Genomic DNA, 25,801 nt, shown 5'->3' with positions numbered 1-25,801 from the left:
ACCTTGCGGTCCTGGCGCGCGCTGTAAGTATCGCGAATACGACGGCCCACCCCCTCGACCCAGATGCCCACCCGCTCGGCCACATGCAGCCAGGAAAACGAGAAAAAGAGGCTCAGGCCAATCGCGAGCATCACCAACAGCGCCAGTGTCGCCCCGGTAAACCCAACGGCCTGCGAGAGGTTCGTCGCCAGCATTTGCCCGATCACACCGCCCGCGCCACTGGCGCCATCGGTGCCTCCCGGCAGATGCATGCCCCAGCTATAAAGCCGCAGCGCCTCGATCCCGAGGGAACCAATCAGCACGAGGAAGAATCCAATCCCTTCTTCCCAACGCACGCGTGGCAAAACCTCGTCGGGCTTGTTGGTACTGGCCCGCAAATGGCTGGCCAGCCGTCGATAACCGGCACGGACGCGCTGTAAGAGGAGCACGACCCACCACCAGGCAGAAAAGCCGAACAGGTAGAGCAGGATGTCCGATAGATAGGCGCCAAACATCCCGCCGCGGTTATGGATCGCCTCATTGGTGACAGAATGCGACCACCCAGGATCAGAGGGCGACCACGTGGCGAGCACCAGTGTGAGCCAGGCAGCCAACGCGGCAAACAAAATCCAGCGCGCCTCACGGAGCAAGCCGGAGATACGCGTTTGCAGCGGAGACGGGCCGTTACGGGTGTTGCGCGAAGCGCGGGGGGAGGCAGTTGAAATACGCGGCATGCGGCTCATTATAATTGGGCATCACTCTAAAGATACTGACCTATGTCCACCTCTAAACACGCTAAAGTTTTGATACTTGGATCCGGCCCCGCCGGTTACACGGCCGCGGTCTACGCCGCCCGGGCCAATCTGTCGCCGGTGCTCGTGACGGGCCTGGCGCAGGGTGGGCAATTGATGACGACCACTGACGTCGACAACTGGCCGGCCGACTTCGCCGGCGTGCAAGGGCCGGAGCTCATGCAGCGCTTTCAGCAGCATGCCGAGCGTTTCAATACCGAGATGTTGTTCGACCATATCGCCAAAGTCGACCTGTCCAAGCGCCCATTCACCCTGACGGGCGACACGGGCAATATTTACACGTGTGACGCGCTGATCATCGCCACGGGCGCATCGGCCAAGTACCTGGGCCTGCCGTCCGAAGAGGCCTTCATGGGCCGCGGCGTGTCGGGCTGCGCGACGTGCGACGGGTTCTTCTATCGCAATAAGGATGTCGTCGTCGTCGGCGGCGGCAATACCGCTGTCGAAGAAGCCCTGTATCTCTCCAATATCTGCCGCAAGGTCACCGTCATTCATCGCCGCGACAAGTTCCGCGCCGAGCCGATCCTGATCGACAAGATGATGGAAAAAGTCGCCAACGGCAATATGGAACTCAAGCTCTTTCACACGTTGGACGAAGTCTTGGGCGACGATAGCGGCGTGACGGGCGTGCGTATCCGTCATACCGAGACTGGTGAGACCGAGGATTTGGCCGTCATGGGCGCTTTCATCGCCATCGGTCACCAACCGAATACCGGCATTTTCGAAGGTCAGCTCGAAATGAAGGACGGCTACATCGTCACCAAGAGCGGCCTGTCGGGCATGGCCACCATGACCTCGGTGCCAGGCGTATTCGCCGCAGGCGATGTGCAGGATCATGTCTATCGTCAAGCCATCACCAGCGCCGGCACGGGCTGCATGGCCGCTCTGGACGCACAACGGTGGCTGGAGAATGCGCAATAACAAAGGCGGCCTGGCCGACCTGAAACGGCTGCAGCAGACGTTGCAGCGCTCGCGCGCCGAGGCCGAGCGCGCGGCCCGCGAGGCCGCCGCGCGAGCCGCCGATGTGGACCCCGACGCGTTTCGCAAAGCCACGCAATCGGTCACGCCACTAAAACCCACCGGACGCCGTGAGGTCAGGCCGGACACGGCGAAGACCCTCTCGGCCGGAACCGTCGTGCGCAAACCGATAGATGAGTCCGTCGCAATGCGGCGCGCGGCGGCGATGGGAGAAACTCTCTCCCGTGCCGATGCCGGCTTATCCGACGGCGCGGACGTCGCGCACTTACTCTCCGAGGGCGGCACCGCGTTCGTGCGGGCCGATGCGGCTCCCGACACGGCGCGGAATCTGCGCCGGGGGCAATGGCCCGCCGGAGCCGAATTAGACTTGCACGGACTGCGCGTCGAACAAGCTCGCCACGCCGTGGTGTCGTTCCTCGACGAATGCCTCGAACATGGCATCCGCTGTGTACGCATTGTCCACGGCAAAGGCTATGGTTCCCAGGGGCTGGAGCCCGTCCTCAAAGACAAAGTGCGCACATGGCTGGTTCAGAAAGCCGACGTCATGGCGTTTTCTGAGGCCTCTGAACGAGAAGGCGGCGCGGGCGCGTTGCTGGTGCTATTGCGACAAACCGGGACACGACGCGCATGAAATGGATATACCTGGGTATTGCCATCGTGGCCGAGATCATCGCCACCAGTGCGCTCAAAGGCTCGCAAGGCTTTACCCGACTCGCGCCCTCGGCCCTGACCGTGGCGGGCTATGCGGTGTCGTTCTATTTTCTGTCGATGACGCTACGGTATATCCCGGTGGGCGTTGCCTATGCCATCTGGTCGGGCGTGGGCATCGTGCTGATCTCGTTAATCGGCGCCCTGCTGTTTGACCAGCACCTGGATCTGCCCGCCATAATCGGCATTGGGCTCATCATCGCGGGGGTTGTGGTGATGAATGTCTTTTCGAAATCGGTTGGCCATTAAGTCGCTTTAAGTCGTTCAGCCGGCGCATCCGGCCAGCCCTGCCCGATCATGCCTAGGCCTCGGATTTGCCATCGGGTTCCCGCAAATAATGCACTAGCTGATTCGTGGCGCGATCGGGCGGCGGCGTTAGCAGCGACACCACGATCATCGTCAGAAACGCCGCAGGCGCGCCAAACACGCCCGCTGCAATAGGCTGTATGCCCCACCACAGCTCCACCGGCTGCGCGCGATCGATGCCGAACACCCATTCGCGCAGCCACGGATGCGTGTGCGCCATATAGGTAAACGTCACCGCCAGGCCTACGCCCATACCGAAGACAGCACCCCATTTGTTCGCACGCCGCCAAAATATGCCCATGACAAGCGCGGGGAAAAACGATGAGGCTGCGAAAGAAAACGCGGCGGACACCATGAAGAGAATATCCGCCGGCTTGCGCGCCGCGACCCAGGCCGCGGCAAAGGCGACCGCCAGCAGCAGGATCTTGGACACCATCACCCGCCGCGCCGCCGACATGCGCGGGGACACGACCCGATACCACATGTCGTGCGACAGAGAGTTCGACAAAGTCAGCAGTAACCCGTCCGCAGTCGAAAGCGCCGCGGCCAGCCCGCCCGCGGCCACCAACCCCGAAATCACATAGGGCAAGCCGCCGATCTCCGGCATGGCCAGCACCACCACGTCAGCGCCCATGCTGATTTCACCTAACTGCACCTTGCCATCGCGATTAACGTCAACCAGATCCAGCAGATTGACGTCCACCGCGCTCCACGCGTGCACCCAGCTGGGCAGGTGCGCGAAATCGCTTCCCACGACCTGTGTGTAGACCTCGTATTTAACGAGCAGCGCCAGCGCGGGCGCCATGAAATATAAGAGCAGAATAAATAACAAGGACCAGCAGACCGAACGCCGCGCTTCGATCACCGAACGCGTCGTGTACGACCGCATCAGAATATGCGGCATGCCGGCCGTGCCCAGCATCAAACACAGCACCAGCGATAAAAAGTTCAGCCGCATCTGCTGACGTTCCTGGGGATCGGCGGCAGGGAACGGTTCGGCGTGGGGCACCGGCCGCGCGCCGCGCGCTTCAAAGGTGGCGCGCGCCTGGGACCATGCCGCTCGCGCGGCCTCTACACTTTCGGGATATGTCTCCAGTTCGCGTTCGACCGTACGGACATCCACCATGGACGCCCCTATCGCCGTCAATTCCGCCAACCGTTGGCGCAGCCGGTCCTTTTCCTGAGACCAGGATTCGGGCAGCGCCTCCAGGCGCTGGGTCATTTCATCGGCGCGCGCCTTCCATAGCTGGCGTACTTGCAGTTCGGACACGTCCTTGCCCAACTGGGTTTCCCGCTCGGTAATTTCCTGCAAGACAGTGCCGCCAGCCAGCTGCGGCAAGGGCAGATCGGTATGTTTCATCGACAACCAGATGACGGGCACCAGATACGCCACCACCAGGATGATGTACTGCCCCACCTGAGTCCACGTCACCGCGCGCATACCGCCCAGGAACGAACACACCAGCATGCCGCCCAAGGCCACGAAAATGCCCAGCTCGAACGAAATACCGGTCATGCGCGTGGTGATGATGCCCACGCCATAGATCTGCGCTACCAGATAGGTGAATGAGCACAGCACCGCGCAGGCTACACCGGCCAATCGCGCGAGATTGCCGCCATAACGCGCCCCCATGAAGTCCGGCAACGTGTACTGGCCGAACTTGCGCAGGTACGGCGCCAGCAAGAGCGCCACAAGTACATAGCCGCCCGTCCAGCCCATGATGTAGGCCAGGCCGCCATACCCCGTCAGATAAAGCGTGCCCGCCACGCCAATAAACGAGGCCACCGACATCCAGTCCGCCGCGGTGGCCATGCCGTTATAGACGGCAGGTACCCGGCGTCCCGCCACGTAGTATTCAACCTGATCGGAGGTGCGACAGACAATACCGATACCCGCATAAAGGCTGACGGTCACCAGCAGGAACGCGTATCCGATCCAATTGCGTGGCAAGCCGGCGAGCTCGGCCAGCGCCAACAACACGATAAGCAGGGCAAAGCCCGCCGTGTAAAGCACATAGATGCGCCGCAACCGCTTGTCGAACTCACGCGGACTGTCTCCGGTAAACGGCATTAATCGCTCCGCTTTTCCTCGTCCGCCAACCGTGCGTCCGCCTTGTTCATGAAGCGTGCGTAAAGCACGACGAGAACCAGATAGCAAAGCGGCGCGCCGTAGGCGGCCATCCAGAACGCGAAGGGCCAGCCGATGAAATCGAATGTCAGCTCGCGGGCAAAGTAGGCGGGGACGAAGGTAAGCAGCAGCCAGATGCCGAGCAACACCCCAATAAGCATGAGATTGCGCCGCCAATATCTGCGCAGTGCATGTGGGGGAGGATCGTCGATTTGCGGCATGGAAAGTGGACCGCTAAGTCAAGTTTTCTAACGCAGCATGCGCACGGTGGGCATGATGGGCAAATGGACAAGGTGAGCCTTATGCGACAACGGCCGGCACCTCCTGGTGCCAGCCGTTGTGCGTTTTGCTTTTATTTGGGTACTGCTAGTTTGTTTATACCGGTGCCGCCGGTCGCCCTTTTTTGGGCTATTTGTCTCCTCACCTGCATGAAAGCAATTGTGCACCACGAACGGGCCGAGGACACTAGGGGAATGCCCTAAGTTAGCGCGAAACAACACTGCATTCGCACCATTTCGGTGCATTTTGCCATAAAAAAAAGCCACCCACAGGGTGGGTGGCCAAGAACAAGGTGCCCCGACTCCGCTCGGAAAGAGGGCGACCCGTACCTCGATATCAGAAGCGATGACGCAGGCCGACACCAACGGTCGTCATCTTGTTGCCGTCTACGAAACCAGCAGCATCGGCATACGAAGCGAACGTGTACAGGTTGGTGCGCTTGGACAGGTCGTAGGTGTAACCCACGCTGTAGATGTCCATGGCTTCCAGCCCCTTGTTGGGGTCTGCACGTTGCCACGAAGCGAAGACGTTGCTGGCGCCGCCGACCGGAGCGCTAACACCGACCAGGTACGAGTTGATCTTCAAGCCTTTCCAGGTGAACGCGTCAATGGTGTCACCTTGACCGCGCGCCGGGGTGTTGGTGTTAACTCCGCCGCCGTAAAAGCCAAAATCTTCTTGACCCGACAGCACACCGTCCTTGCCCCAGCCGTAGGCCAGCGAGAGTTTGACCACTTCGAAGTCATACGCCGCGCCAATAATGGCCTGCTTCGGTTGCGGCTGGTTGGGCTTGAGGAACTGCTGGTCATAAGACACGACCACAGCCAGCGGGCCGTTGTTATAGCGCAGACCGGTGGTGACACCACGGCTATTGTCGTTGGTCTTGAATCCGCCCGGGCGGGATACGTCGTCCACATTGAACGAGTAACCGATGCCAAACTGGAATCCGCTATACGACGGGGTCTGATACATGACCATATTGTCGTAGCGAACCGTGTTGGCGGCACTGAAAGCCGACCCCATCGAGGCATTCAAATAGCTCAGCGAGAACGGATCGATGTCCGCGAAATACTTAGACGCGATGTTGGTTTGACGGCCCAAATCCAGACGACCCCACGCGTCGCTCTGCAGACCAACCGTGGCTTGACGACCGAACAGACGGTCGCCTTGTTTTCTTCTACCATTCGAAGAGTTGAACCCGCCTTCCAGGACAAAAACGGCTTGCACGCCGTCGCCCAGATCTTCGGTGCCGCGCAGGCCCCAGCGCGAACCGCTCTGGATACCATCGGTCATACCGAATCGGGAATGATAATCGCCGCCGTACTCACCGCGATTCTGGTCGTCCGTGCCGACCTTGCCACGCTGGTAGGTCAGGCCCGTATCGATCAAACCGTACAAGGTCACTTGCGTTTCTGCCAACGCGGTGCCGCTCATTCCAGCGAGGATAGCGCCAGCCAACAGAGTTTTTGTTAGTTTCATGTCCTTATCCCGATCAGTAGAGAAAGCCGTAGTCCCCACCCACGGAGACCGCCAGAGCCATACGTTAGAGAAAGGCGGACAGCGCCCTAAAACTAGGCACTACACGATGTAACAAAAAACAACACCGACCTGATTCTACAGAGTGCAACCCAAAACAACACCGAAATCTTTGGTTTCACAAATAACATTCGCCAGTTACTCGAGCATTGCGATTAAACAACATTCGTTCGTCTGGCGAGATTCCAAAAGAAAGCGACAAGATACCGGAGGATGCCGGCGTATTAGCCGATATTTGAGACAGATACAGCCGGTTTATTTTGCAATAATGCGATATATTGTCGCACTTAACCCCGATTTAGGCTACATATTTTCGCGCATTACACGACCAAAGCCCGAGCATGACACCTGTGTGGCCCCTTCAAGCAAACGGGCGAAGTCATAGGTCACGTGCCCGGAGGCAATGGTCTTTTCCATGCTCGTAATGATCAAATCCGCGGCCTCTACCCAGCCGAGATGACGCAGCATCATTTCGGCCGCCAGGATCGACGAACCGGGGTTGACGTAGTCTTTGCCCGCGTATTTCGGCGCCGTGCCATGGGTAGCCTCGAACATCGCCACCGAGTCCGACAGGTTGCCGCCGGGAGCGATACCAATGCCGCCCACTTGCGCACCCAGCGCATCCGAGATGTAGTCGCCATTCAAGTTAAGTGTGGCAATCACGTCATACTCGGCCGGACGCAGCAAAACCTGCTGCAAGAAAGCGTCGGCGAAGGAATCCTTGATCGTAATCTCGCGGCCCGTCTTGGGGTTCTTCAGTTTGCACCACGGACCACCATCAATCACCCGTGCGCCGAATTCCCGTTGTGCCAGTGCATAGCCCCAGTCACGGAATCCCCCTTCGGTGAATTTCATGATGTTGCCCTTATGGACCAGCGTGACCGAGGAGCGGTCATGATCGATCGCATACTGAATCGCTTTACGCACCAGGCGTTCAGTGCCTTCGCGCGATACGGGCTTGATGCCGATGGCCGAGGTGTCGGGAAAACGAATTTGATTTACGCCCAACTTGTCTTGCAGAAACTGAATCAGCGCGCGCGCCTCGTCGGTATCGGCCGCATATTCGATGCCGGCGTAAATGTCCTCGGAATTTTCCCGGAAGATCACCATATCGATCTTCTGCGGTTCACGCACGGGCGAAGGTACGCCCTTGTGATAGCGCACCGGGCGCACGCAGGCATAAAGATCGAGCTGCTGACGCAAGGCCACGTTCAGTGAGCGGATATCGCCGCTATGCGGCACCGTCAGCGGTCCTTTGATGGACACGACATAGTCTTTGACAACGGCCAGTGTTTCCTCGGGCAGCCACACATCGGGGCCATAGACCTTCGTGGCTTTTTCACCGGCATACACTTCCATCCAATGAATTTTGCGTGTGCCGTCATACGCTTTATTCACGGCCGCGTTGACCACATCGATCATCACAGGGGTGATGTCGATGCCGGTTCCATCACCCTCAATATAAGGAATGACAGGATGGTCGGGGACATTCAGCGTCCCGTCGTCATGGATGGTGATCTTCTGTCCCTCAGCGGGGACCTTAATATGTTGGTAGGACATGAGTGCTCCTCGGATAGTGGATGGCTTTGCCTACCGGTTCGATCGAAGCGCGGTTCATGGCGCCTGTACCGCTCCCGAATGTCCCCTCTCCCAGGACGCGATTCAAGGAAACGCATGGCGCAGAACCCACATGGCAACCGAGCCAGACGGCGGATCGACGCTAATTCTAGCGCCACCCGCCGGCCCGAGGCCGGGCGCTCGGCGGTGGAGCGCTAAAATGGTGCGGTTCCCTTTTGCAAGCACTGCCCCATGTTCAACCCTTCTCGGGACCAAGTCCGCGAATTCTTTATCGAAGCCTGGCGCAAGCACCGCGCCGCCGAGGTCCTGACGCCTTTGGAGTCCATGGCGTTGGACTGGATGATCGAACATCCCGAATACCACGGCGATCTCGAGGATCCCGAGGCGATGACGGCCGAATATCCGGTGGAGAAAGGGCGCACCAATCCGTTTCTGCATCTGTCGATGCATCTGGCCATCGCGGAGCAGTTATCCATCGACCATCCGCGTGGTATCCGGCAGGCCTATCAGCAACTGGTCGCGCGCAGCGATGCGCACCAGGCCGCCCATGAAATCATGGAGTGCCTGGGGCAAGTCGTGTGGGAAGCCCAACGCCTGGGCACGCCGCTCGATAGCGATGCCTATATCGATCTGATCCGCCAACGCGCGAGCCGATAAAGGCGGTGGCGGCTGCAGGCAGACAGCCCAAGCGCGTCGCGCATGGAAGACGGCGTGTCGCCATGGCAGACAGCCACAGAGATTCGCCGTCAGCCAGAAGGCCAATCCACGTCAGGCTATTTACGCACGCCCAGGTCACTGGGCTGCGCCGATAGCCAGTGCGCCACTTGCTCGATATCCTTATCCGACAGCTGCACGGCGAAAGCGCCCATGATGGGGTTTTTGCGCACGTTCGCGGTCGCGGGAGCGCCCGCGGCGCCACGCCGGTAGGCCTTTAAAGCCTGAATCAGATAATCCGCATGCTGCCCCGCCAGTACCGGGTACGCCGGGTCCACCGATGTCTTCGCGTCCGCGCCATGACACGAAGCGCAGTTGAATTTATCGAACACCGCTTTACCGGCCGCCAGGTCCTGTGCCTGGGCGAATCCGCCGGTCGCTGCCACGATCAAGCCCGCCAGGGTATACACCGTCCGTTTCATCTAAGGCCCCTCGTCATTTGAGATTGGAGTAGTAAGCGGCCAGATCAGCGATATCCTGGTCGCTCAGGCTGCCCGCGATCGCATCCATGGTGGGATGGCTGCGCGCGCCTTTTTTGTACTCGTTGAGGGCGGCCTCGATGTACTTGGCGTTCTGGCCAGCAATCATCGGCACGTGATAAAGCTCGGGAAAACTCGCCTTGTAGCCAGGGATGCCGTGGCACCCGACGCACATGGAGATTTTGTCTTTGGCGTTCTGGATATTGCCCGTGGGCGCAGCATCAGCCGCGACCACATGACCAGAGATCGCACAGGAAACCACTACAACCAGCGAGGACAGATAGGTTTTCAACTTCATTGAATTGGCTCTTTGTAAGGCTGAAAACTGTGCTCGGGATGAGCGGCTGGGCCTGGACCCAGCTACAAGCCGAATGATTGTACGATACTTGTTCTGAAGCCAAACCTAAACCGGGATTGCCCCGCTCACCTTTCATCGCCTATGTCCGCTGCCCAGAGTTCCGCCGCCCGCTTCGAAGGATCCGACCGCTACGTCGCTACCGATGACCTCAAGCTGGCGGTCAACGCTGCCTTGACGTTGCAACGCCCGCTGTTGATCAAGGGGGAACCCGGAACCGGCAAGACGATGCTGGCGGAAGAAGTCGCCCGCGCACTGGGCCGGCCCCTGCTGCAATGGCATATCAAATCGACCACCAAGGCTCACCAGGGCCTCTACGAATACGATGCGGTATCGCGTCTGCGCGACTCGCAATTAGGCGACGAAAAAGTCCGCGATATCGGCAACTATATTGTCAAAGGCACGCTCTGGCAGGCCTTCGAGGCACCCGAACCGGTAGTGCTGTTAATCGACGAAATCGACAAGGCCGACATCGAGTTTCCTAACGATCTGTTGCGTGAATTGGATCGCATGGAGTTCCATGTGTATGAAACGCGGCAGACAATCGCGGCGGTCCATCGTCCGCTGGTGATCATCACGTCGAATAACGAAAAAGATCTGCCCGACGCCTTCCTGCGCCGTTGCTTTTTCCATTACATCCGATTCCCCGATCGCGACACGATGCGCGATATCGTCGGCGTGCACTATCCGGATATCAAACAGGACGTGCTGCGCGCGGCACTGGATACGTTCTTTGCACTGCGCGAAGCGCCCGGCCTGAAAAAGAAACCCTCGACCTCCGAGTTCCTCGACTGGCTGCGCCTGCTCTTGGCCGAAGGCGCAAGCGCTGCCGAAATCGATGCACATGCGGCCACCGCCATCCCCATGATGGCCGGCGCGCTGTTGAAAAACGAGCAGGATCTGCAGCTGCTGGAGCGGCTGGCAGCCATGACGCGCGGCACGCGACGCTGATATGCTGATCGACTTCTTCTACCACCTGCGCGCCCATCAGCTGCCCGTCTCGGTCAAGGAATACCTGACCCTGCTCGAAGCCCTGCAGCAAGGCGTGATGGCGCCCACGCTGGATGATTTCTATTATCTGGCGCGCACCACACTGGTGAAGGACGAGTCGCTCTTCGACCGCTATGACGCGGCTTTCGGCGCCTACTATCGCGGCATCGAAGCAAAGCTGCCAGCAGGCAAAGACATCCCGCTGGACTGGTTGATCAAGGAGTTCGAAAAAAGCCTGACGCCGGAACAAAAGGCTGCCATCGAAAAACACGGCTGGGACAAACTGATGGAGCTCTTCAAGGAACGCCTGGAAGAGCAGAAAGAGCGTCACGCTGGCGGCAGTAAATGGATCGGCACCGGCGGCACCTCGCCCTTCGGCAATGGCGGCTATCACCCGGAAGGCATCCGCGTCGGCGGCCAATCGGCGGGCAATCGCACGGCCGTCAAGGTCTGGGATGAACGCCAATTTCGCGATTACGACGACCGGCTCGAACTGGGCACGCGCAACTTCAAGGTCGCCCTGCGACGCCTGCGCCGTTTCGCGCGCGAGGGCGCGGATCTGGAGCTGGATCTGGATGACACCATCGCCAGCACGGCGCGCAACGCCGGGCATCTGGATCTGCGTCTGGTGCCCGAGCGACACAACACGGTCAAGGTGCTGATGCTGTTGGATGTCGGCGGCAGCATGGACGATCACATCGCGCGCGTCGAGGAACTGTTTTCCGCCGCGCGCAGCGAATTCCGCAATATGGAGGTGTACTACTTCCATAACTGCCCGTACGAAACGCTATGGCAGAGCAATCGCCGGCGGCAAAGCGAGCGCTTTGATACCTGGGATGTGCTGCGCAAGTACAACCCCGACTGGCGCCTCATCATTGTCGGCGATGCGACGATGAGCCCCTACGAGATCGTGCATCCCGGTGGATCGGTGGAGCACTACAACAAAGAGGCAGGCGCTGTATGGCTGCGTCGCCTGCTCGACGCGTGGCCCAAGGCCGCGTGGCTGAATCCCGAACCCACGGCATCGTGGCAATATCGCCAATCCATCTCGCTGGTGCGCGAGATCATGCAGGATCGCATGTATCCGGTCACCGTGGCGGGCCTGGAGCAGGCGATGCGACAGCTGTCCAAATGATGCGTTATGACGGGGCCTATGCAGGGCCCGCTTAGCCATCCACGGGATCTGACGGCGTATCCAGGATCAGTTGATAAAACGCCAGATCTAGCCATCGTCCGAATTTGAAGCCCGCATGACGAATCGTGCCGGCATGCTCAAAGCCCAGTTTTTCATGCAGACGGATGCTGGCGGTGTTGGTCGCGTCAATCCCGCCCACCAACACATGCAGCTGCCTCTCACGCGCATGGTCGATCATCCGACGCATCAAGGCCTCGGCCAGCCCTTGCCCACGAAAGCGGGGATCGACATACACGGAATGTTCCACCGTGTACTTATTGGCGGGATACGCACGGAAACTGCCGTAGCTGGCAAAGCCCATCAACTCGCCGGCCGCGTTCTCGTAGCCTAGTACAGGGAAATTCCCGGCGGCTTTCGCGGCGAACCACGTCTGCATCGAGGCTTGCGTGCGCGGCTGGTAGTCGTATAGCGCCGTCGAGTTCAGGATGGCGTCATTAAAGAGCGCCAGGATCGCGGGACCATGACGGGTCAGCGTACATTGCACGGGCACGGCGCCCGTCACGCCGACTGGGGTAGGGTCTGATTTCATCGCGGAAATTATAGCGACGCGAGGGGTGGCACCAGGGGGATGGCGGAACCAAATGAACCGTATACACTCCAACGACTTTCGCTCGTTACATGGATGGTTACTATGCGATTATCGCTTTTTGGCCTGGGCGCCCGGTTTCATGCGCTCCTAGTCACTTCGTTTTTGGCCTTCCACGTCGGGGCCGCGACGCTACCTGCGGGAATGACCGAGGTCACCTCGGTAGAGGGCATCACAGAATATCGATTAGCGAATGGCCTGCGTGTTTTGCTCGCCCCGGACGCATCCAAGCCCACCACGACCGTCAATATGACGTATCTGGTCGGCTCGCGCCACGAGAACTACGGCGAGACCGGCATGGCGCATTTGCTTGAACACATGCTGTTCAAGGGCACGCCCACGACACGTAATGCCTTGGGAGAGTTCTCCAAGCGCGGCTTGCAAGCCAACGGTTCCACCTCGGGTGACCGCACCAATTATTTCGCCAGCTTCGCCGCCGACCCGGAGACCTTGAAATGGTATCTGGGCTGGCAGGCCGATGCGATGGTGAACTCGACCATTTCCCGCGAAGACCTCGATTCCGAGATGACCGTGGTGCGCAACGAGATGGAAAGCGGTGAAAACAGCCCATTTCGCGTCTTGATGCAGAAAATGATGGCCGCCGCGTTTCAGTGGCATAACTATGGCAAGAGCACCATCGGCGCGCGCTCGGACGTCGAGAACGTCGACATCGCGCAGTTGCGCAAGTTCTATCACGAGTACTATCAGCCCGATAACGCGGTGCTGATCGTCAGCGGCAGCTTCGATCCGCAGACGACACTCGAAGCGATCAGCGAAACGCTGGGCAAGCTGCCCAAGCCCGACCGCGCGCTGCCGCCAGAGTACACCGTGGAGCCCGTGCAAGACGGGGAACGCTCGGTGACGCTGCGCCGTGCCGGCGGCACGCCTTTGGTGGCCGCCATGTATCACATCCCCGCCGCTGGCAGCCCCGAGTATGCGCCTTTTGATCTGGCGACCATGATTCTGTCTGATACGCCGTCGGGCCGCCTCTACCATGCGCTGGTGCCCAAGAAGCTGGCCGCGGACGTATTTGGATTCGCCATGGACCAAGAGGACCCGGGCTTGGCCATGTTCGGCGCGCAATTGCAGCCGGGCATGAACCAAGACGAGGCGTTGCAGACGCTCACCACCACACTGGAATCGATCAAGAACCATCCTTTCACGCAGGCCGAACTGGATCGCGCCCGCAGCAAGTGGCTGACGGCATGGCAGCAGCTTTATTCCGACCCGGAAAATTTGGGCGTGGCGTTGTCGGAATCGATCGCCGCGGGCGATTGGCGCTTGTTTTTCCTGCACCGGGACCGCGTGCGCGATGCGAGGCTCGAGGACGTGCAGGACGTCGCCGTCAAGTATCTGAAGGCCAGCAATCGTACGGAAGGTCGTTATATTCCCACCGAGAAACCGGACCGCGCGCCGCTACTGACGCGCCCGGATCTGAGCGCGGCACTGAAGGATTACAAGGGCGATCCGGATTTCAAGCAAGCCGAGGCTTTTGATCCGTCGCCGGCCAACATCGACAAGCTCACGCAGCGCGAAACACTGAACCTGCCCAATGGCCCGGTCGAAGTGGCGCTGCTGCCCAAAGCGACGCGCGGTGGCCGTGTACAGGCGGAGCTGTTAATTCAGTTCGGCGATGCCACCACCCTGCGTGGTCAGCGGGTCAATGCCTCGACCGTGGCCGATCTGCTTGAACGCGGTACGCCAACGCTCACGCGTCAGGCGATCCAGGATCGCTTCGACGCGCTGCAGGCGGATGTGTCCTTTAATGGCGCGGGCACGACGCTGACGGTGTCCATGTCCACGGCTGGCGAACACTTGCCTGCCCTGGTGGATCTGGTGCTCGACGTGGTGCGTCATGCCAGTTTCCCGGAGGCCGAGGTCGAGGAATATCAGCGTCAGGCCGTAACTTCGATTCGTAGCGCGATGAACGAGCCGAGCGCATTGGCTCGCCGCGCGCTGGCGCGCCACGACAATGTGTGGCCGGTCGACGATGTACGCTATGTGCCGACCTACGAAGAGGAACTCAAAGAGGCCGAGGCGATCAAGCGTGACGAACTCGTGGCGTTTCACAAACGCTTTTATGGCGCGGGCGCGATTAAATTCGCCGCGGTCGGCGAGTTTGACCCTGCCGCGGTCAAGCAGTCGCTGACCAAAGGCCTGAACGGCTGGCAGAAAGCACCGGCGTTCAAACGTCTGGATAATCCTTATCGCGACATCAAGCCTGAGAATTTCGATATCGATACGCCGGACAAGGCTAACGCGTTTTTCATCTCGCGCATGCCGTTGAAGCTGCAAGACACCGATGCCGACTTCCCGGCACTGTATCTGGCGAACTTCCTGTTGGGTACGTCGGAGACTTCGCGTCTGTGGAATCGCGTGCGCGAGCAGGAGGGGCTGTCGTATAACGTGCGCAGCAACCTCAGTGTGTCGGCGTACGAGCCCTCGGGCAGCTGGACGATGTACGCCATCTACGCGCCGCAGAACCGCGAACGCCTGGAAAAAGCCATCCAGGAAGAACTGGCGCGCGCCACCAAGGATGGCTTCACCGAGCAAGAAGTCCGCGACGGAATTGCCGCCCTGTTGAACTACCGCAAACTGTCACGCGCGCAGGACGGCGTGTTGGCCTCGACCTGGATCGACTACATGAGCCGCAAGCGCACGTTCGAATGGTCTGCTGCGATGGACGAGAAAATCGCCGCGCTCACAGCGGATCAGGTCAATGCCGCCGTGCGTAAGTACCTGCAGCCGGCGCAGTTCAGTACCGCGGTGGCCGGGGATTTCTCGGTGAATAAAGCGCAATGATGTCCGGAGCGTCCGTGCAAAGCGCGTTGATGGGCTGACGCGCCACGCGACGGACAATTTGGACGAAAGAGCGATGGGGCCGGACCGTCCGGCCTCGCCTGCTACGCCGGCCGCCGGGGCCGGCGTTTTTATTTCCACGCTACCGTATGGCGTCAGGCGCCCGGGATATGTCCGATTTATCAGGATTCATGGGTGGGGAAGCCCCTTCCCTGCGCAATCACATCGGCATAAAAATGGCACCAGGGCACGGTCACGTCTGTGCTTATCATCATTGTTTCACCGGCACATCATCACGGAGGTCCGGCATGCTACCCATCTCTTTTCCACCCCCAGTGCCCCAGCGTCTGCAGGACGCGGACGAGGAAACCAAAAAGCCCTCGCCGAATATCGAGCCCAACAACATTCCCTACCAGGGGGTATATGGACACGTAGATCCCAACGCGCCGACGCGCGCGGAGGTGCGCGCCGATCTGGTCAAAGCCAAAGCGGCCGGGTTGGTGACGTATGGGGAACAGGAATATCCGGTGGAGCAGGCGCTACGCCCGCACAAAACGCGGGCGCAAGTCATGGCCGAGCTGGCCGAAGCCCAGGCCAGGGGTGAATACCATTTCGGGGAACTGGATTACCCGTGAGGGGGGTATCCGGATTCCTCGCCTGAGGTCAATCCGGGGTACCCGCGATCGCTGTCACGCCTCGACGGGGCATGACAGCGACACGCAGGCGCATCAGCTAAAGAACTCCTTGACGCGGTCCGTCCAGGATTTGCTCTGCGGCGAGTGGCGCTCGCCGCCGTCGTTTAACGACGCCTCAAATTGACGCAAGATGGCTTTTTGTTCGTCGTTCAAGCGCACCGGCGTCTCGACCACCACGTGGCAGTACAGATCGCCCGGATAGCTCGCACGCACCCCGCGAATACCCTTGCCGCGCAGCCGGAACGTCTTGCCCGATTGAGTGCCTTCGGGAATCGTGATTTCCGCCTTGCCACCCAAGGTGGGTACCTGCAATTCGCCACCCAAGGCTGCCGTGGTGAACGGAATCGTCAGCTCGCAATGCAGATCGTCGTCGTCGCGCTGGAAGATCTTGTGCTGCTTGATGTGAATCTCGACGTACAGATCCCCCGGAGGCCCACCGTTCAGACCTGGCTCGCCATTGCCGCTGGAGCGGATGCGCATACCGTCGTCGATCCCGGCGGGAATCTTGACCTGCAGGGTCTTGTTGCGACGCTTGCGGCCCACGCCATCGCAGGCGGTGCAAGGATCGGTGATCTCTTTGCCGCTGCCGTGGCAGGTCGGGCAGGTTTGCTGCACGCTGAAAAAGCCTTGCTGCATACGCACCGCGCCGGAGCCGCCGCAGGTATGGCAGGTCTTGGGCGTGGTCCCAGGCTTGGCGCCGCTGCCGTGGCAGACTTCACAGTTTTCCCAGCTGGGCACGCGGATTTCGGTGTCAAAGCCTTGTGCGGCCTGCTCCAGCGTGATTTCCAGCGAGTACTTGAGATCCGCACCGCGATAGACCTGAGGGCCACCGCCGCGGCGGCCGCCAGCGGCACCGAAAATCTCGCCAAAAATATCGCCAAACGCGTCGGCGAACCCGCCGCCCATACCCGCGCCACCCATGCCAGCGGCATTGGGATCCACGCCAGCATGACCGTAGCGGTCGTACGCGGCACGCTTCTGCTCGTCACCAAGGACCTCGTAGGCTTCCTTGATTTCCTTGAACTTTTCTTCGGCGTCTTTGTTATCCGGATTGCGGTCCGGATGGTATTTCATGGCCAGCTTGCGGTAGGCCTTTTTCAGCTCCTCGTCCGTAGCGTTTTTCGCCACGCCGAGCGCTTCGTAATAGTCGCGTTTTGCCATATTAACTAGGCTCGAGAACGAGCGATAACTTGGGATGATTCAGAACGAATCCGCCCGGTAACCGGACGATCCGGGTACCGGGCGCATTCTGACGTCATAGATGACCGTCTTGACCAGACTTATTGATCGCGCTTGACTTCTTTAAAGTCAGCATCGACCACGTTGTCATCAGCCGGCTTGGCGCCTTCGCCGCCCGCCTGCTGTGCGGCCTGAGCGGCCTGCATGTCGGCGTACATCTTCTCGCCCAGCTTTTGCGAGGCCGTGGACAGCGCTTCAACCTTGGCGTCGATCGCGGCCTTGTCGCCGTCCTTGAGCACTTCCTCGAGTTCCTTGATGGCGTTCTCGATGGCTTCCTTCTCGGAGGCGTCGAGCTTATCGCCATACTCGGTCAGCGACTTGCGGGTGGCGTGCACCAACGCGTCGGCCTGGTTGCGAGTCTGAGCCAGCTCGGCGATACGACGATCTTCCTCGGCGTTTGCCTCGGCATCCTTGACCATGCGCTGGATTTCGTCTTCCGACAAACCAGAGTTGGCCTTGATGGTGATCTTGTTTTCCTTGCCGGTGCCCTTGTCCTTGGCGGACACGTGCAGAATGCCGTTGGCGTCGATGTCGAACGTGACTTCGATTTGCGGCACGCCGCGCGGCGCGGGCGGGATACCTTCAAGATTGAACTCACCCAGGCTCTTGTTGCCCGCGGCGATTTCACGCTCGCCCTGATACACCTTGATCGTCACGGCCGGCTGATTGTCGTCAGCGGTCGAGAACGTTTGCGAGAAACGTGTCGGGATCGTGGTGTTCTTCTGGATCATCTTGGTCATCACGCCGCCCAGGGTCTCGATACCCAGCGACAACGGGGTGACGTCCAGCAGCAGCACGTCCTTACGGTCGCCCGACAGCACGGAACCCTGGATCGCGGCGCCAGCGGCCACGGCTTCGTCGGGGTTCACGTCCTTGCGCGGATCCTTGCCGAAGAATTCCTTGACCTTTTCTTGGACCTTGGGCATACGGGTCATACCGCCGACCAGGATCACGTCGTCAATATCGGAAACCTTGACGCCAGCGTCCTTGATCGCGACGCGGCAGGGCTCGATCGTGCGGTCGATCAGTTCTTCGACCAAGGCTTCGAGCTTGGCGCGCGTGATCTTCAGGTTCAAGTGCTTCGGACCGGATGCATCGGCCGTGATGTACGGCAGGTTGATTTCGGTCTGTTGGCTGGACGAGAGCTCGATCTTGGCCTTTTCAGCGGCTTCTTTCAGTCGTTGCAGGGCCAGCACGTCCTTGGACAGGTCGGTGCCTTGCTCTTTCTTGAATTCGCCGATGATGTAGTCAATGATGCGCTGGTCGAAGTCTTCGCCACCGAGGAAGGTGTCGCCGTTGGTCGAGAGCACTTCGAACTGCTTTTCGCCGTCCACGTCAGCGATTTCGATGATGGACACGTCGAACGTACCGCCACCCAAGTCATACACGGCGATCTTGCGATCACCCTTTTCGGTCTTGTCCAGGCCGAAAGCCAGCGCGGCCGCGGTCGGCTCGTTGATGATGCGCTTGACTTCCAGACCGGCGATGCGGCCGGCGTCCTTGGTCGCCTGACGTTGGCTGTCGTTGAAGTAAGCCGGCACCGTGATCACGGCTTCGGTGACTTCTTCGCCCAGGTAGTCCTCGGCGGTTTTCTTCATCTTGCGCAGCACATCGGCCGACACTTGGGGAGGCGCCATTTTCTTGCCGCGCACTTCGACCCAGGCGTCGCCGTTATCGGCCTTGACGATGCTGTAGGGCATCAGGTCGATGTCTTTCTGAACGGCTTTTTCTTCGAACTTGCGGCCGATCAGGCGCTTGACAGCGTACAGGGTGTTCTTCGGGTTGGTCACCGCCTGGCGTTTGGCGGGAGCGCCGACCAGGGTTTCACCATCGTCCATGTAGGCGACGATGGAGGGCGTGGTGCGGGCGCCTTCAGCGTTTTCGATGATTTTGACCTGGCCACCGTCCATGACAGCCACGCAGCTGTTGGTCGTGCCCAAGTCGATGCCGATGATTTTGCTCATGGTTGGAATACCTTGCTAGAAATTCTGAATACGGAAATTTTTCGGGTTAAAACTCAGTCCCAACCTAACTGGGGTTGCTCGTGAGGTTTTTCAAGACCCCAAAACGCACGTTGCTACGAATTGTTGGCTGAGGCCTGTAAACGCGTCACGGCGCCAACAAATTGCGGCAACCCGGGCCAGCTGGTGATGCGTCCCAGACGCTTGCCGCCACGGTAAAACACGAAGGTCGGCACCCCATGCAACGCAAAGCGCAGCCCCAAGGCCTCGTCCGCGTAGACGTCGGCCTGGAACCACGTTAAACCCAGGTCCAGCAGCGCCTGCTGATGCAACAAGGAAGCCTGCTTGAACAGATTGCAGTTGTAACAGTCCTGGCCCCATAAGAACACGCAACGCAGGTCCTCGCCCGGCGCGTTGATGACAGCCGCGTCGAGATCGGCGCTGCTGACGGGTCGCATCCCGAAGACGTCAAAGACCTGCGATGGGTCGAAATTCATGGGGCCAGACATCTCGGCGCCCTTAACCGGCGGCGACGGTTACCAGGGCCGGACGCAGCGTGCGGTCGGCAATGGCATAGCCTTTTTGAAGCAACTGCACCACTGTGTTGGCGGGTTGCTCGGCCGGCACCGAGGAAATGGCCTGATGCAGATGGGGGTCGAATTTATCGCCCTGAGCCGGAGCGATTTCCTTGAGCAGGTTGCGCTCGAAGGCGCTGGTTAGCTGCTTGAGCGTGACTTCGACACCGGCGCGCAGGTCGTCGAGCGTCTGGTCGGCCTGGGCCAATGCGGCCTCGAGGCTGTCGCGCACGGGGACCAGGCTCTCGGCGAAGGACTCGATGCCGAATTTACGGGCCTTGGACACATCCTCTTGGGCGCGGCGGCGGACGTTTTCCGCTTCGGCGTGCGTACGCAGCAACTGATCTTTCTGGCTGGCCACGGTCGCTTCTGCGGCCTCCAGCTCGGCGCGCAATGCGGCGATCTCGGCTTGCAACGACTCAATCGTGACCGGGGTTTGCTCGCCGGAACCCTGGGACTCGGGAGCTTGATCGACAGGCTCTTGAGATGCCGTCATGGGGGAATCCTCCAAAAAACAGTAACGTAGGCCCCAATAATGGGGGCCTAATCCCCGATTTCAAGAGGCCCGGCGTAAACCGCGTTATTTAACCGCCGGGCTGCGTGGTCGAAGGCGGATCGCTGGCCGGGAACGTATCGTCCAGCGCCTCGTCCAGCTCGTCTTCGAGCGCTTCTTCCTCGGCATCCGAGTCAGGGTTCACCGCTGCAGGGGGATCGCTGGCGGGAAAGGTATCGTCCAGGGCTTGATCGAGCTGCTCTTCCCCGCGCTCGTCCGTCTGGGCCGGCCCCTTGGGCTGGGAGTTGGGTTCTTTTCCGGACTCTTTGGATGGTTTCATTATCGATCTCCTAAAAGCAACCGTATCGGCGCCCGGGGCGGGTCATCCACCCGAGTGCGCCTTTTCAGTGTACGGGCCTTAGCGATCGGCGGGTATCCAACCTTGTAAGTGATTGTCGACCAGATCAGTCAGCCCACCGATCCAGGCAGGGTGATCGTTCAGCGCGGGGATATAGCGGAACTGGCGGCCGCCTGCCTGCAGAAACGCGTCGCGGCATTCTTGGCTGATTTCCTCCAGCGTTTCCAGGCAATCGGCGACAAAGCCCGGGCAGACGACGTCGACTTCGGTCACGCCTTGCGCGGCCAGCGTTTTGAGCGTGGGCTCGGTATAGGGCTCCAGCCAGCGCGCCGCGCCGAAACGGCTTTGGAAGGTGACCTCGATTTGCTCGGCCGTCAAATCCAGACGGTCCCGCAGCGCGGACGCGGTCTGCAAGCAATCCCGATAGTAGGGATCGCCCAGCTCGACCGAATAGCGAGGCAGGCCGTGAAAGCTCATGACCAGTTTTTGCGGGCGGCCGTTGTCGGCCCAATACACGGAAATCTGCTGCGCCAGTGCATCCAGATACCCCGGATGCAAATGGAATCGTTTGATGAAACGCATTTCCGGCTGGTCGCGCAGCTTGGCCAGGTGGCTGGCGACGGCGTCGAAGACCGTGGCCGTGGTACTGGCGGCAAACTGAGGATATAACGGTACGGTCAAAATGCGATCGCACCCCTGCTCGCGCAACGCCGCGATGCCCTGCGCGATAGAAGGTTCACCATAGCGCATGGCAAGTTGAACACGCACGTCCTTGCCTCGTGCCTGCAAGGCTTGCGCCACGCCTTCGGCCTGCCGCTGGCTATAGACCAAGAGGGGCGATCCGCCTTCCATCCAAATGCTTTCATAGCGCGGCTGCAGACGGCGCGGACGGCGGGCCAGCACCAGACCATGCAAAATGGGCAACCACAGATAGCGGGGAATCTCGATCACGCGCGGATCGGACAGAAACGCCGCCAAATACTTGCGGATGTCCCGTGGCGTGGTCGTGGACGGCGTGCCCAGGTTTACCAGCAGCACGCCTACCGGGCCAGGGGCGCGGATAGCGGGGTTTTCGTCAAAAGGATCCGCCACAGCGGGTTCAGGCAGGTAGCGTTCGGGCCATAGATACTTAAACAGGCGCAAAAACACGAAGACCCCCTAAAGAAAACGTTGAGCTCGACGCGATGTGAATCGCGACAGCCAGACGCGGACAAGGTGGCGCGTGGCATGGCCCGCGACACCACACGCGCAGGGAAAATATGCTGCGCGCCGCCACCGACCGATATGGCCGGCTGCTGCATCTTACTAGTTATGGCTGAAAGCGTTGGACAGCAACCGTGCGGTGATATCAACAATCGGGATCACGCGGTCATAGGACATGCGTGTCGGGCCGATGACGCCCAGGGTGCCGATGACCCGGCCATCCGCGCCATAGGGCGCCGTGATCACCGAGATATCTTCCATCGGCAGCAATTGCGATTCACCGCCTATATAAATCTGCACGCCTTGCGCGCGGCTGGAGGTATCCAGCAGTTGAAGCAGCTCGGTCTTTTTCTCGAACAGCGAGAACATCTTGCGCAGACGATCCATATCCGAGGCGATATCCGTCACATCTAGGAGTTTGCGCTCGCCCGAGATGATCACTTCGTCGCCATCCTCGGCGGCTTCGGCGCCCGCCTCCACGGCCGCTTGCATCAGGCGCGAGATGTCATCGCGCAACTGCGCGAGCTCGGTCGTGAGCGTGCGGCGCACGGCATCGAAGGATTTGCCCGCGAAATGCGTATTGAAAAAATTGGCCGCCTCCAGCAATTCGGACTCGGTGTAGTCCCGCTGCACGGACAGGATGCGGTTCTGCACGTCGCCATCGGGCGTCACGATAATGAGCAGGACACGCCGCTCGGATAAGCGGATGAACTCGATCTGGCGAAACACCTGCGCGCGCTTCGGGGTGAGCACCACACCGGCGAATTGCGTGAGGTTAGACAGCAGCGCGGCGGCCGCGCTCAGTGCGCGCGAGGGCTCGTTGGCTTTCAACGCGGCCTCGCCTAGCTGCAGCGGCTGAAACTCGTACGGCTGCACGGCCAGCAGGGAATCCACGAACATACGGTAGCCCCGCGGCGTGGGCACTCGGCCGGCGGAGGTATGCGGGCTGTGAATCAAGCCCATATCTTCCAGATCCGCCATGACATTGCGGATAGTGGCCGGGGAAAGATCGAACACCTTGGACAGCGTGCGCGAGCCTACCGGTTGTCCATCGGCAATGTGACGTTCAATCAGGGCCTTTAATAATGCACGAGCGCGATCATCCATGTGGGCTATTGTAAGGAATCTTTCATGAAAGGGTGATTTTTATCCCCCTAGCCCGTCCCGCGCGTAAAGGCGCCCCATATAATCGGCACATGTCGCGGCTATCGTGCCGCCTTTCCTCGATATTCGGTTGTTTCACCATGCATTTTCCCACTGTCGCACTGATAGGCAGACATCAGGATACCGGCCTGGACGCACCGCTGCGCGTGCTGGCCGACATGCTGATCCAGACGGGCAGACGGGTGCTGATCGATGTCGATACAGCCAAGAACACCGGACTGACCGACTACCCCATCGCTACGCTGAAGGACATCGGCGCGACGGCCTCGCTGGCCGTGGTGATGGGTGGCGACGGCACAGTGCTCGGCGCAGCGCGCACGCTCGCGCCTTACGGCGTGCCGCTGGTGGGCATCAACCATGGACGCCTGGGTTTTATCACCGACATTCCCGTACAGGAATCGCAGAATGCGCTGAGCCGCATCATCGAAGGCAACTACCGCGCCGAAGACCGCATGCTGCTCGAGGGCTCGGTCTGGCGTGGCGATCAGCTGATGTATAGCGCGCCCGCGCTCAATGATGTGGTACTCAACCGCGCCGGGCGTGGCGGCATGATCGAAGTGCGCGTCGAACTCGATGGCGCGTTCATGTATGCGCAGCGTGCCGATGGCCTGATCATCGCGACGCCGACGGGCTCCACCGCGTATGCGTTGTCGGCGAACGGTCCGATACTGCATCCCGGCCTGGATGCGATGGTGTTGGTGCCGGTCGCCCCACAGACCCTATCGAATCGCCCGATCGCGATTCCCGGCAGTGGCGTACTCAGCATGACACTCACCGCGATCGGGCGCGTGGAGACCGGCGCCAGCGTGCATTTCGACATGCAGACCTGGTCCGACTTGCAGCCCGGAGACCGTATTTCGGTTCAGCGTGCGCCCTACACGATTCGCTTCGTGCATCCCGAGGGCTACAGTTTCTTTTCGACTTTGCGTCGCAAGCTACATTGGAACCTGATGCCGCAGGCGTCGGACAGCGTGGAATAAGCCTCACAACTATGTTGCGCACTCTGCATATTCGCGACTTCGTCATCGTCGAACAGGCCGAGATTCACTTCGGCTCGGGTTTTACCGTTTTTTCCGGCGAAACCGGCGCGGGGAAATCGATCCTGATCGACGCGCTGGCTTTGGCATTGGGCGGCCGCGCCGATGCGGGCGTGCTGCGCGAAGGCGCGGCCCGGGCCGATATCACGGCCATTTTCGACCTGTCGCCTGCCCTGCGCGAATGGCTGGCCGAGCGCGACCTGGATACCGGGGAAGAGCTCGCTCTGCGGCGTGTCGTTGATGCGCAAGGGCGCAGCCGGGGCTATATCAACGGCATGCCCGCGACGCTGACGCAGCTGCGCGAGCTGGGCGACAATCTGGTGGACATCCATGGGCAGCATGCGCATCAAAGCCTGATGCGCGCGGACGCCCAGCGCGATTTGCTGGATGCACATGGCGGCCACGGCGAATTGCGCGCCGCGGTTGCACAGGCCTGGAAAGACTGGCGCGCCGTCGCGCGCCAGCTCGAACTCGCCGAGAAAGATGCGGCCGGCCTGCAAGCCGAACGAGAACGCCTGCAATGGCAAGCCGATGAACTCGATCAACTGGCGTTGCGCGCGGACGAATGGGATGCACTGCAAGCCGAGCAAACCAAACTCGCCCATGCGCAGTCCTTGCTCGACGGTGCGGCGCAGATCCTCGAAGCCCTCGATGGGGAGGATGATTCCGCCCTGCATCGCCTGAACACCGCGCAGCATCGCCTGCAAGGAATGCTGCGGCACGACGCCGCATTGCAAGGGGTGCTCGATGAAATCGAATCGGCGCGCATCGCGATGTCCGAGGCCGTGTCCGATTTGAATAACTATGTCAGCCGCGTGGAGCTGGATCCCCAGCGTTTGGCCGAGGTCGACGCGCGCATGAGCGCCGTCTTTGAGACCGCGCGCAAATTCAAAACCGAACCCGAAGCGCTACCTGCCTTACGCGAGAGCGTGCACGCGCAGTTAAGCGACCTGCAAGCAGCGGGCGATGTGGAAGCCTTGCGTACCCGCGCGCAGTTAGCCGAAACGCAATACCGCGTCGCCGCCGACCAATTGTCCGCCGCCCGTCTGAAGGTCGCCAACAGCTTGGGCAAGGAAGTCACTCAGGCCATGCAAACACTGGCCATGCAAGGCGGCAGGTTCGAACCTGTGGTCAACGCCGCGGCACCGTCCGCGCATGGCAGCGATCAAGTCGAATTCCTCGTGGCGGGTCATGCCGGCACCACCCCGCGGCCGCTGGGCAAAGTGGCCTCGGGCGGCGAGCTTTCGCGTATTTCGCTTGCCATATCGGTCATCGCCAGCCGCGCTGCTCGCGTGCCGACCTTGATTTTCGATGAAGTCGATAGCGGCGTCGGTGGCGCAGTCGCCGAGGTCGTGGGACAGCTGTTGAAATCGCTGGGCGAACGGCATCAAGTGCTATGCGTCACCCACCTGCCCCAGGTCGCCGCCTGCGGCAACGCGCATTACCGTGTCAGCAAGAAAGAAACAGCGGGGACCACGCGTTCGCGAATCGTCGAGCTGGATAACGATGAGCGGGTCGAAGAGATCGCCCGGATGTTGGGCGGGATCAAGATCACCAGCACCACGCGCGATCATGCGCGCGAAATGCTGGGAGGGGTGGTGGCTACCATCCCGCGCTAGAAGCGCGTCATCAGACCAGGGTCGCCCGCCAAGGCGAC

At 60.5% G+C, this 25,801-nt stretch carries 25 protein-coding genes; 10 read left to right on the top strand and 15 right to left on the bottom strand.

The features are described 5' to 3' along the window. A partial coding sequence (locus GOQ28_RS01030; RefSeq protein WP_202109580.1) for a DNA translocase FtsK 4TM domain-containing protein occupies positions 1 to 713 on the bottom strand: 713 nt, incomplete at its 3' end. Positions 714 to 755: 42 nt separating this feature from the next. Between GOQ28_RS01030 and trxB the strand changes: the two genes are divergently transcribed. The 3 genes from trxB to GOQ28_RS01015 are packed head-to-tail and all read left to right on the top strand — an operon-like array spanning position 756 to position 2,726. Then, on the top strand, positions 756 to 1,712 hold the full coding sequence (gene trxB / locus GOQ28_RS01025; protein WP_160351995.1) for a thioredoxin-disulfide reductase: 957 nt from the start codon (positions 756 to 758) through the stop codon (positions 1,710 to 1,712). Then, positions 1,702 to 2,400: a Smr/MutS family protein gene (locus GOQ28_RS01020; RefSeq protein ID WP_160355064.1), complete on the top strand. Its 699-nt coding sequence runs from the start codon at positions 1,702 to 1,704 to the stop codon at positions 2,398 to 2,400. Before trxB ends, GOQ28_RS01020 begins: the two co-directional genes overlap by 11 nt. Further along, entirely contained in the window at positions 2,397 to 2,726 is a 330-nt protein-coding gene (locus GOQ28_RS01015; RefSeq protein WP_160351993.1) for a DMT family transporter, read from the top strand. Before GOQ28_RS01020 ends, GOQ28_RS01015 begins: the two co-directional genes overlap by 4 nt. A gap of 52 nt (positions 2,727 to 2,778) precedes the next feature. On the opposite strand, the gene GOQ28_RS01010 is transcribed toward GOQ28_RS01015, so the two are convergent. The 4 genes from GOQ28_RS01010 to icd all read right to left on the bottom strand — a co-directional run bounded on the left by GOQ28_RS01010 (position 2,779) and on the right by icd (position 8,283). Further along, entirely contained in the window at positions 2,779 to 4,854 is a 2,076-nt protein-coding gene (locus GOQ28_RS01010; RefSeq protein WP_160355063.1) for a VC_2705 family sodium/solute symporter, read from the bottom strand. After that, positions 4,854 to 5,132: a DUF4212 domain-containing protein gene (locus GOQ28_RS01005; protein WP_160351991.1), complete on the bottom strand. Its 279-nt coding sequence runs from the start codon at positions 5,130 to 5,132 to the stop codon at positions 4,854 to 4,856. Before GOQ28_RS01005 ends, GOQ28_RS01010 begins: the two co-directional genes overlap by 1 nt. A 394-nt stretch (positions 5,133 to 5,526) precedes the next feature. Beyond that, a complete protein-coding gene (locus tag GOQ28_RS01000; protein WP_160351990.1) occupies positions 5,527 to 6,666 on the bottom strand; it encodes a porin in 1,140 nt (379 codons plus the stop codon). A 360-nt stretch (positions 6,667 to 7,026) separates the two neighbouring features. Beyond that, on the bottom strand, positions 7,027 to 8,283 hold the full coding sequence (gene icd, locus GOQ28_RS00995) for an NADP-dependent isocitrate dehydrogenase (protein WP_160351989.1): 1,257 nt from the start codon (positions 8,281 to 8,283) through the stop codon (positions 7,027 to 7,029). Between the two features lie 249 nt (positions 8,284 to 8,532). Here icd and GOQ28_RS00990 point away from each other — a divergent pair, with 249 nt between their 5' ends. Further along, positions 8,533 to 8,958 carry a DUF1841 family protein gene (locus GOQ28_RS00990; protein WP_160355062.1) on the top strand — a complete coding sequence of 142 codons (426 nt, stop codon included), beginning with the start codon at positions 8,533 to 8,535 and terminating at the stop codon, positions 8,956 to 8,958. 116 nt (positions 8,959 to 9,074) lie between these two features. On the opposite strand, the gene GOQ28_RS00985 is transcribed toward GOQ28_RS00990, so the two are convergent. Together GOQ28_RS00985 and GOQ28_RS00980 are read right to left on the bottom strand one after the other, a co-directional pair. Then, complete coding sequence (locus GOQ28_RS00985; protein ID WP_160355061.1) at positions 9,075 to 9,437, bottom strand: c-type cytochrome; 363 nt, start codon at positions 9,435 to 9,437, stop codon at positions 9,075 to 9,077. A 13-nt stretch (positions 9,438 to 9,450) separates the two neighbouring features. Further along, the gene (locus GOQ28_RS00980) at positions 9,451 to 9,792 is read right to left on the bottom strand and encodes a c-type cytochrome (RefSeq protein ID WP_160355060.1); all 342 of its coding nucleotides are present in this window, start codon (positions 9,790 to 9,792) and stop codon (positions 9,451 to 9,453) included. A 141-nt stretch (positions 9,793 to 9,933) separates the two neighbouring features. Here GOQ28_RS00980 and GOQ28_RS00975 point away from each other — a divergent pair, with 141 nt between their 5' ends. Further along, positions 9,934 to 10,800: an AAA family ATPase gene (locus GOQ28_RS00975; protein ID WP_160355059.1), complete on the top strand. Its 867-nt coding sequence runs from the start codon at positions 9,934 to 9,936 to the stop codon at positions 10,798 to 10,800. A 1-nt stretch (position 10,801) separates the two neighbouring features. Next, positions 10,802 to 11,974: a vWA domain-containing protein gene (locus tag GOQ28_RS00970; RefSeq protein ID WP_160355058.1), complete on the top strand. Its 1,173-nt coding sequence runs from the start codon at positions 10,802 to 10,804 to the stop codon at positions 11,972 to 11,974. A 31-nt stretch (positions 11,975 to 12,005) separates the two neighbouring features. On the opposite strand, the gene GOQ28_RS00965 is transcribed toward GOQ28_RS00970, so the two are convergent. Next, positions 12,006 to 12,563 (bottom strand): GNAT family N-acetyltransferase, encoded by a 558-nt coding sequence (locus tag GOQ28_RS00965; protein ID WP_160355057.1) that lies wholly within the window; start codon positions 12,561 to 12,563, stop codon positions 12,006 to 12,008. Positions 12,564 to 12,665: 102 nt separating this feature from the next. Here GOQ28_RS00965 and GOQ28_RS00960 point away from each other — a divergent pair, with 102 nt between their 5' ends. Both GOQ28_RS00960 and GOQ28_RS00955 read left to right on the top strand, forming a co-directional pair. Next, a complete protein-coding gene (locus tag GOQ28_RS00960) occupies positions 12,666 to 15,422 on the top strand; it encodes a M16 family metallopeptidase (protein WP_160355056.1) in 2,757 nt (918 codons plus the stop codon). 305 nt (positions 15,423 to 15,727) lie between these two features. Then, the gene (locus GOQ28_RS00955; RefSeq protein WP_160355055.1) at positions 15,728 to 16,054 is read left to right on the top strand and encodes a DUF4148 domain-containing protein; all 327 of its coding nucleotides are present in this window, start codon (positions 15,728 to 15,730) and stop codon (positions 16,052 to 16,054) included. Positions 16,055 to 16,147: 93 nt separating this feature from the next. Here the strand turns inward: GOQ28_RS00955 and dnaJ are convergent, their stop codons facing one another. The 7 genes from dnaJ to hrcA form a co-directional block, all read right to left on the bottom strand. Next, positions 16,148 to 17,275: a molecular chaperone DnaJ gene (gene dnaJ, locus GOQ28_RS00950; RefSeq protein WP_160351980.1), complete on the bottom strand. Its 1,128-nt coding sequence runs from the start codon at positions 17,273 to 17,275 to the stop codon at positions 16,148 to 16,150. A 119-nt stretch (positions 17,276 to 17,394) separates the two neighbouring features. Further along, positions 17,395 to 19,317, bottom strand: a complete 1,923-nt coding sequence (dnaK, locus tag GOQ28_RS00945; protein WP_160351979.1) for a molecular chaperone DnaK — start codon at positions 19,315 to 19,317, stop codon at positions 17,395 to 17,397. A 113-nt stretch (positions 19,318 to 19,430) separates the two neighbouring features. Beyond that, on the bottom strand, positions 19,431 to 19,823 hold the full coding sequence (locus GOQ28_RS00940) for a thioredoxin family protein (protein WP_160355054.1): 393 nt from the start codon (positions 19,821 to 19,823) through the stop codon (positions 19,431 to 19,433). Between the two features lie 10 nt (positions 19,824 to 19,833). Continuing rightward, positions 19,834 to 20,385 carry a nucleotide exchange factor GrpE gene (gene grpE / locus GOQ28_RS00935; protein WP_160351977.1) on the bottom strand — a complete coding sequence of 184 codons (552 nt, stop codon included), beginning with the start codon at positions 20,383 to 20,385 and terminating at the stop codon, positions 19,834 to 19,836. Positions 20,386 to 20,473: 88 nt separating this feature from the next. After that, on the bottom strand, positions 20,474 to 20,722 hold the full coding sequence (locus GOQ28_RS00930; RefSeq protein WP_160351976.1) for a hypothetical protein: 249 nt from the start codon (positions 20,720 to 20,722) through the stop codon (positions 20,474 to 20,476). A 78-nt stretch (positions 20,723 to 20,800) separates the two neighbouring features. Then, complete coding sequence (gene hemH, locus GOQ28_RS00925) at positions 20,801 to 21,889, bottom strand: ferrochelatase (protein WP_160355053.1); 1,089 nt, start codon at positions 21,887 to 21,889, stop codon at positions 20,801 to 20,803. A gap of 156 nt (positions 21,890 to 22,045) precedes the next feature. Beyond that, positions 22,046 to 23,050 carry a heat-inducible transcriptional repressor HrcA gene (hrcA, locus tag GOQ28_RS00920; RefSeq protein ID WP_160355052.1) on the bottom strand — a complete coding sequence of 335 codons (1,005 nt, stop codon included), beginning with the start codon at positions 23,048 to 23,050 and terminating at the stop codon, positions 22,046 to 22,048. A 137-nt stretch (positions 23,051 to 23,187) separates the two neighbouring features. On the opposite strand from hrcA, the gene GOQ28_RS00915 reads away from it, so the two are divergent. Beyond that, entirely contained in the window at positions 23,188 to 24,087 is a 900-nt protein-coding gene (locus tag GOQ28_RS00915; protein WP_160355051.1) for an NAD kinase, read from the top strand. Positions 24,088 to 24,098: 11 nt separating this feature from the next. Next, the gene (recN, locus tag GOQ28_RS00910; protein WP_160355050.1) at positions 24,099 to 25,763 is read left to right on the top strand and encodes a DNA repair protein RecN; all 1,665 of its coding nucleotides are present in this window, start codon (positions 24,099 to 24,101) and stop codon (positions 25,761 to 25,763) included. Positions 25,764 to 25,801: the final 38 nt, after the last annotated feature.

The sequence above is a fragment of the Bordetella sp. 02P26C-1 genome (assembly GCF_009763255.1).
GTDB lineage: Bacteria > Pseudomonadota > Gammaproteobacteria > Burkholderiales > Burkholderiaceae_B > Bordetella_A.
The sequence above is the reverse complement of the archived record's forward strand: the minus strand, read 5'-3'. Positions and strand labels throughout refer to the sequence as shown.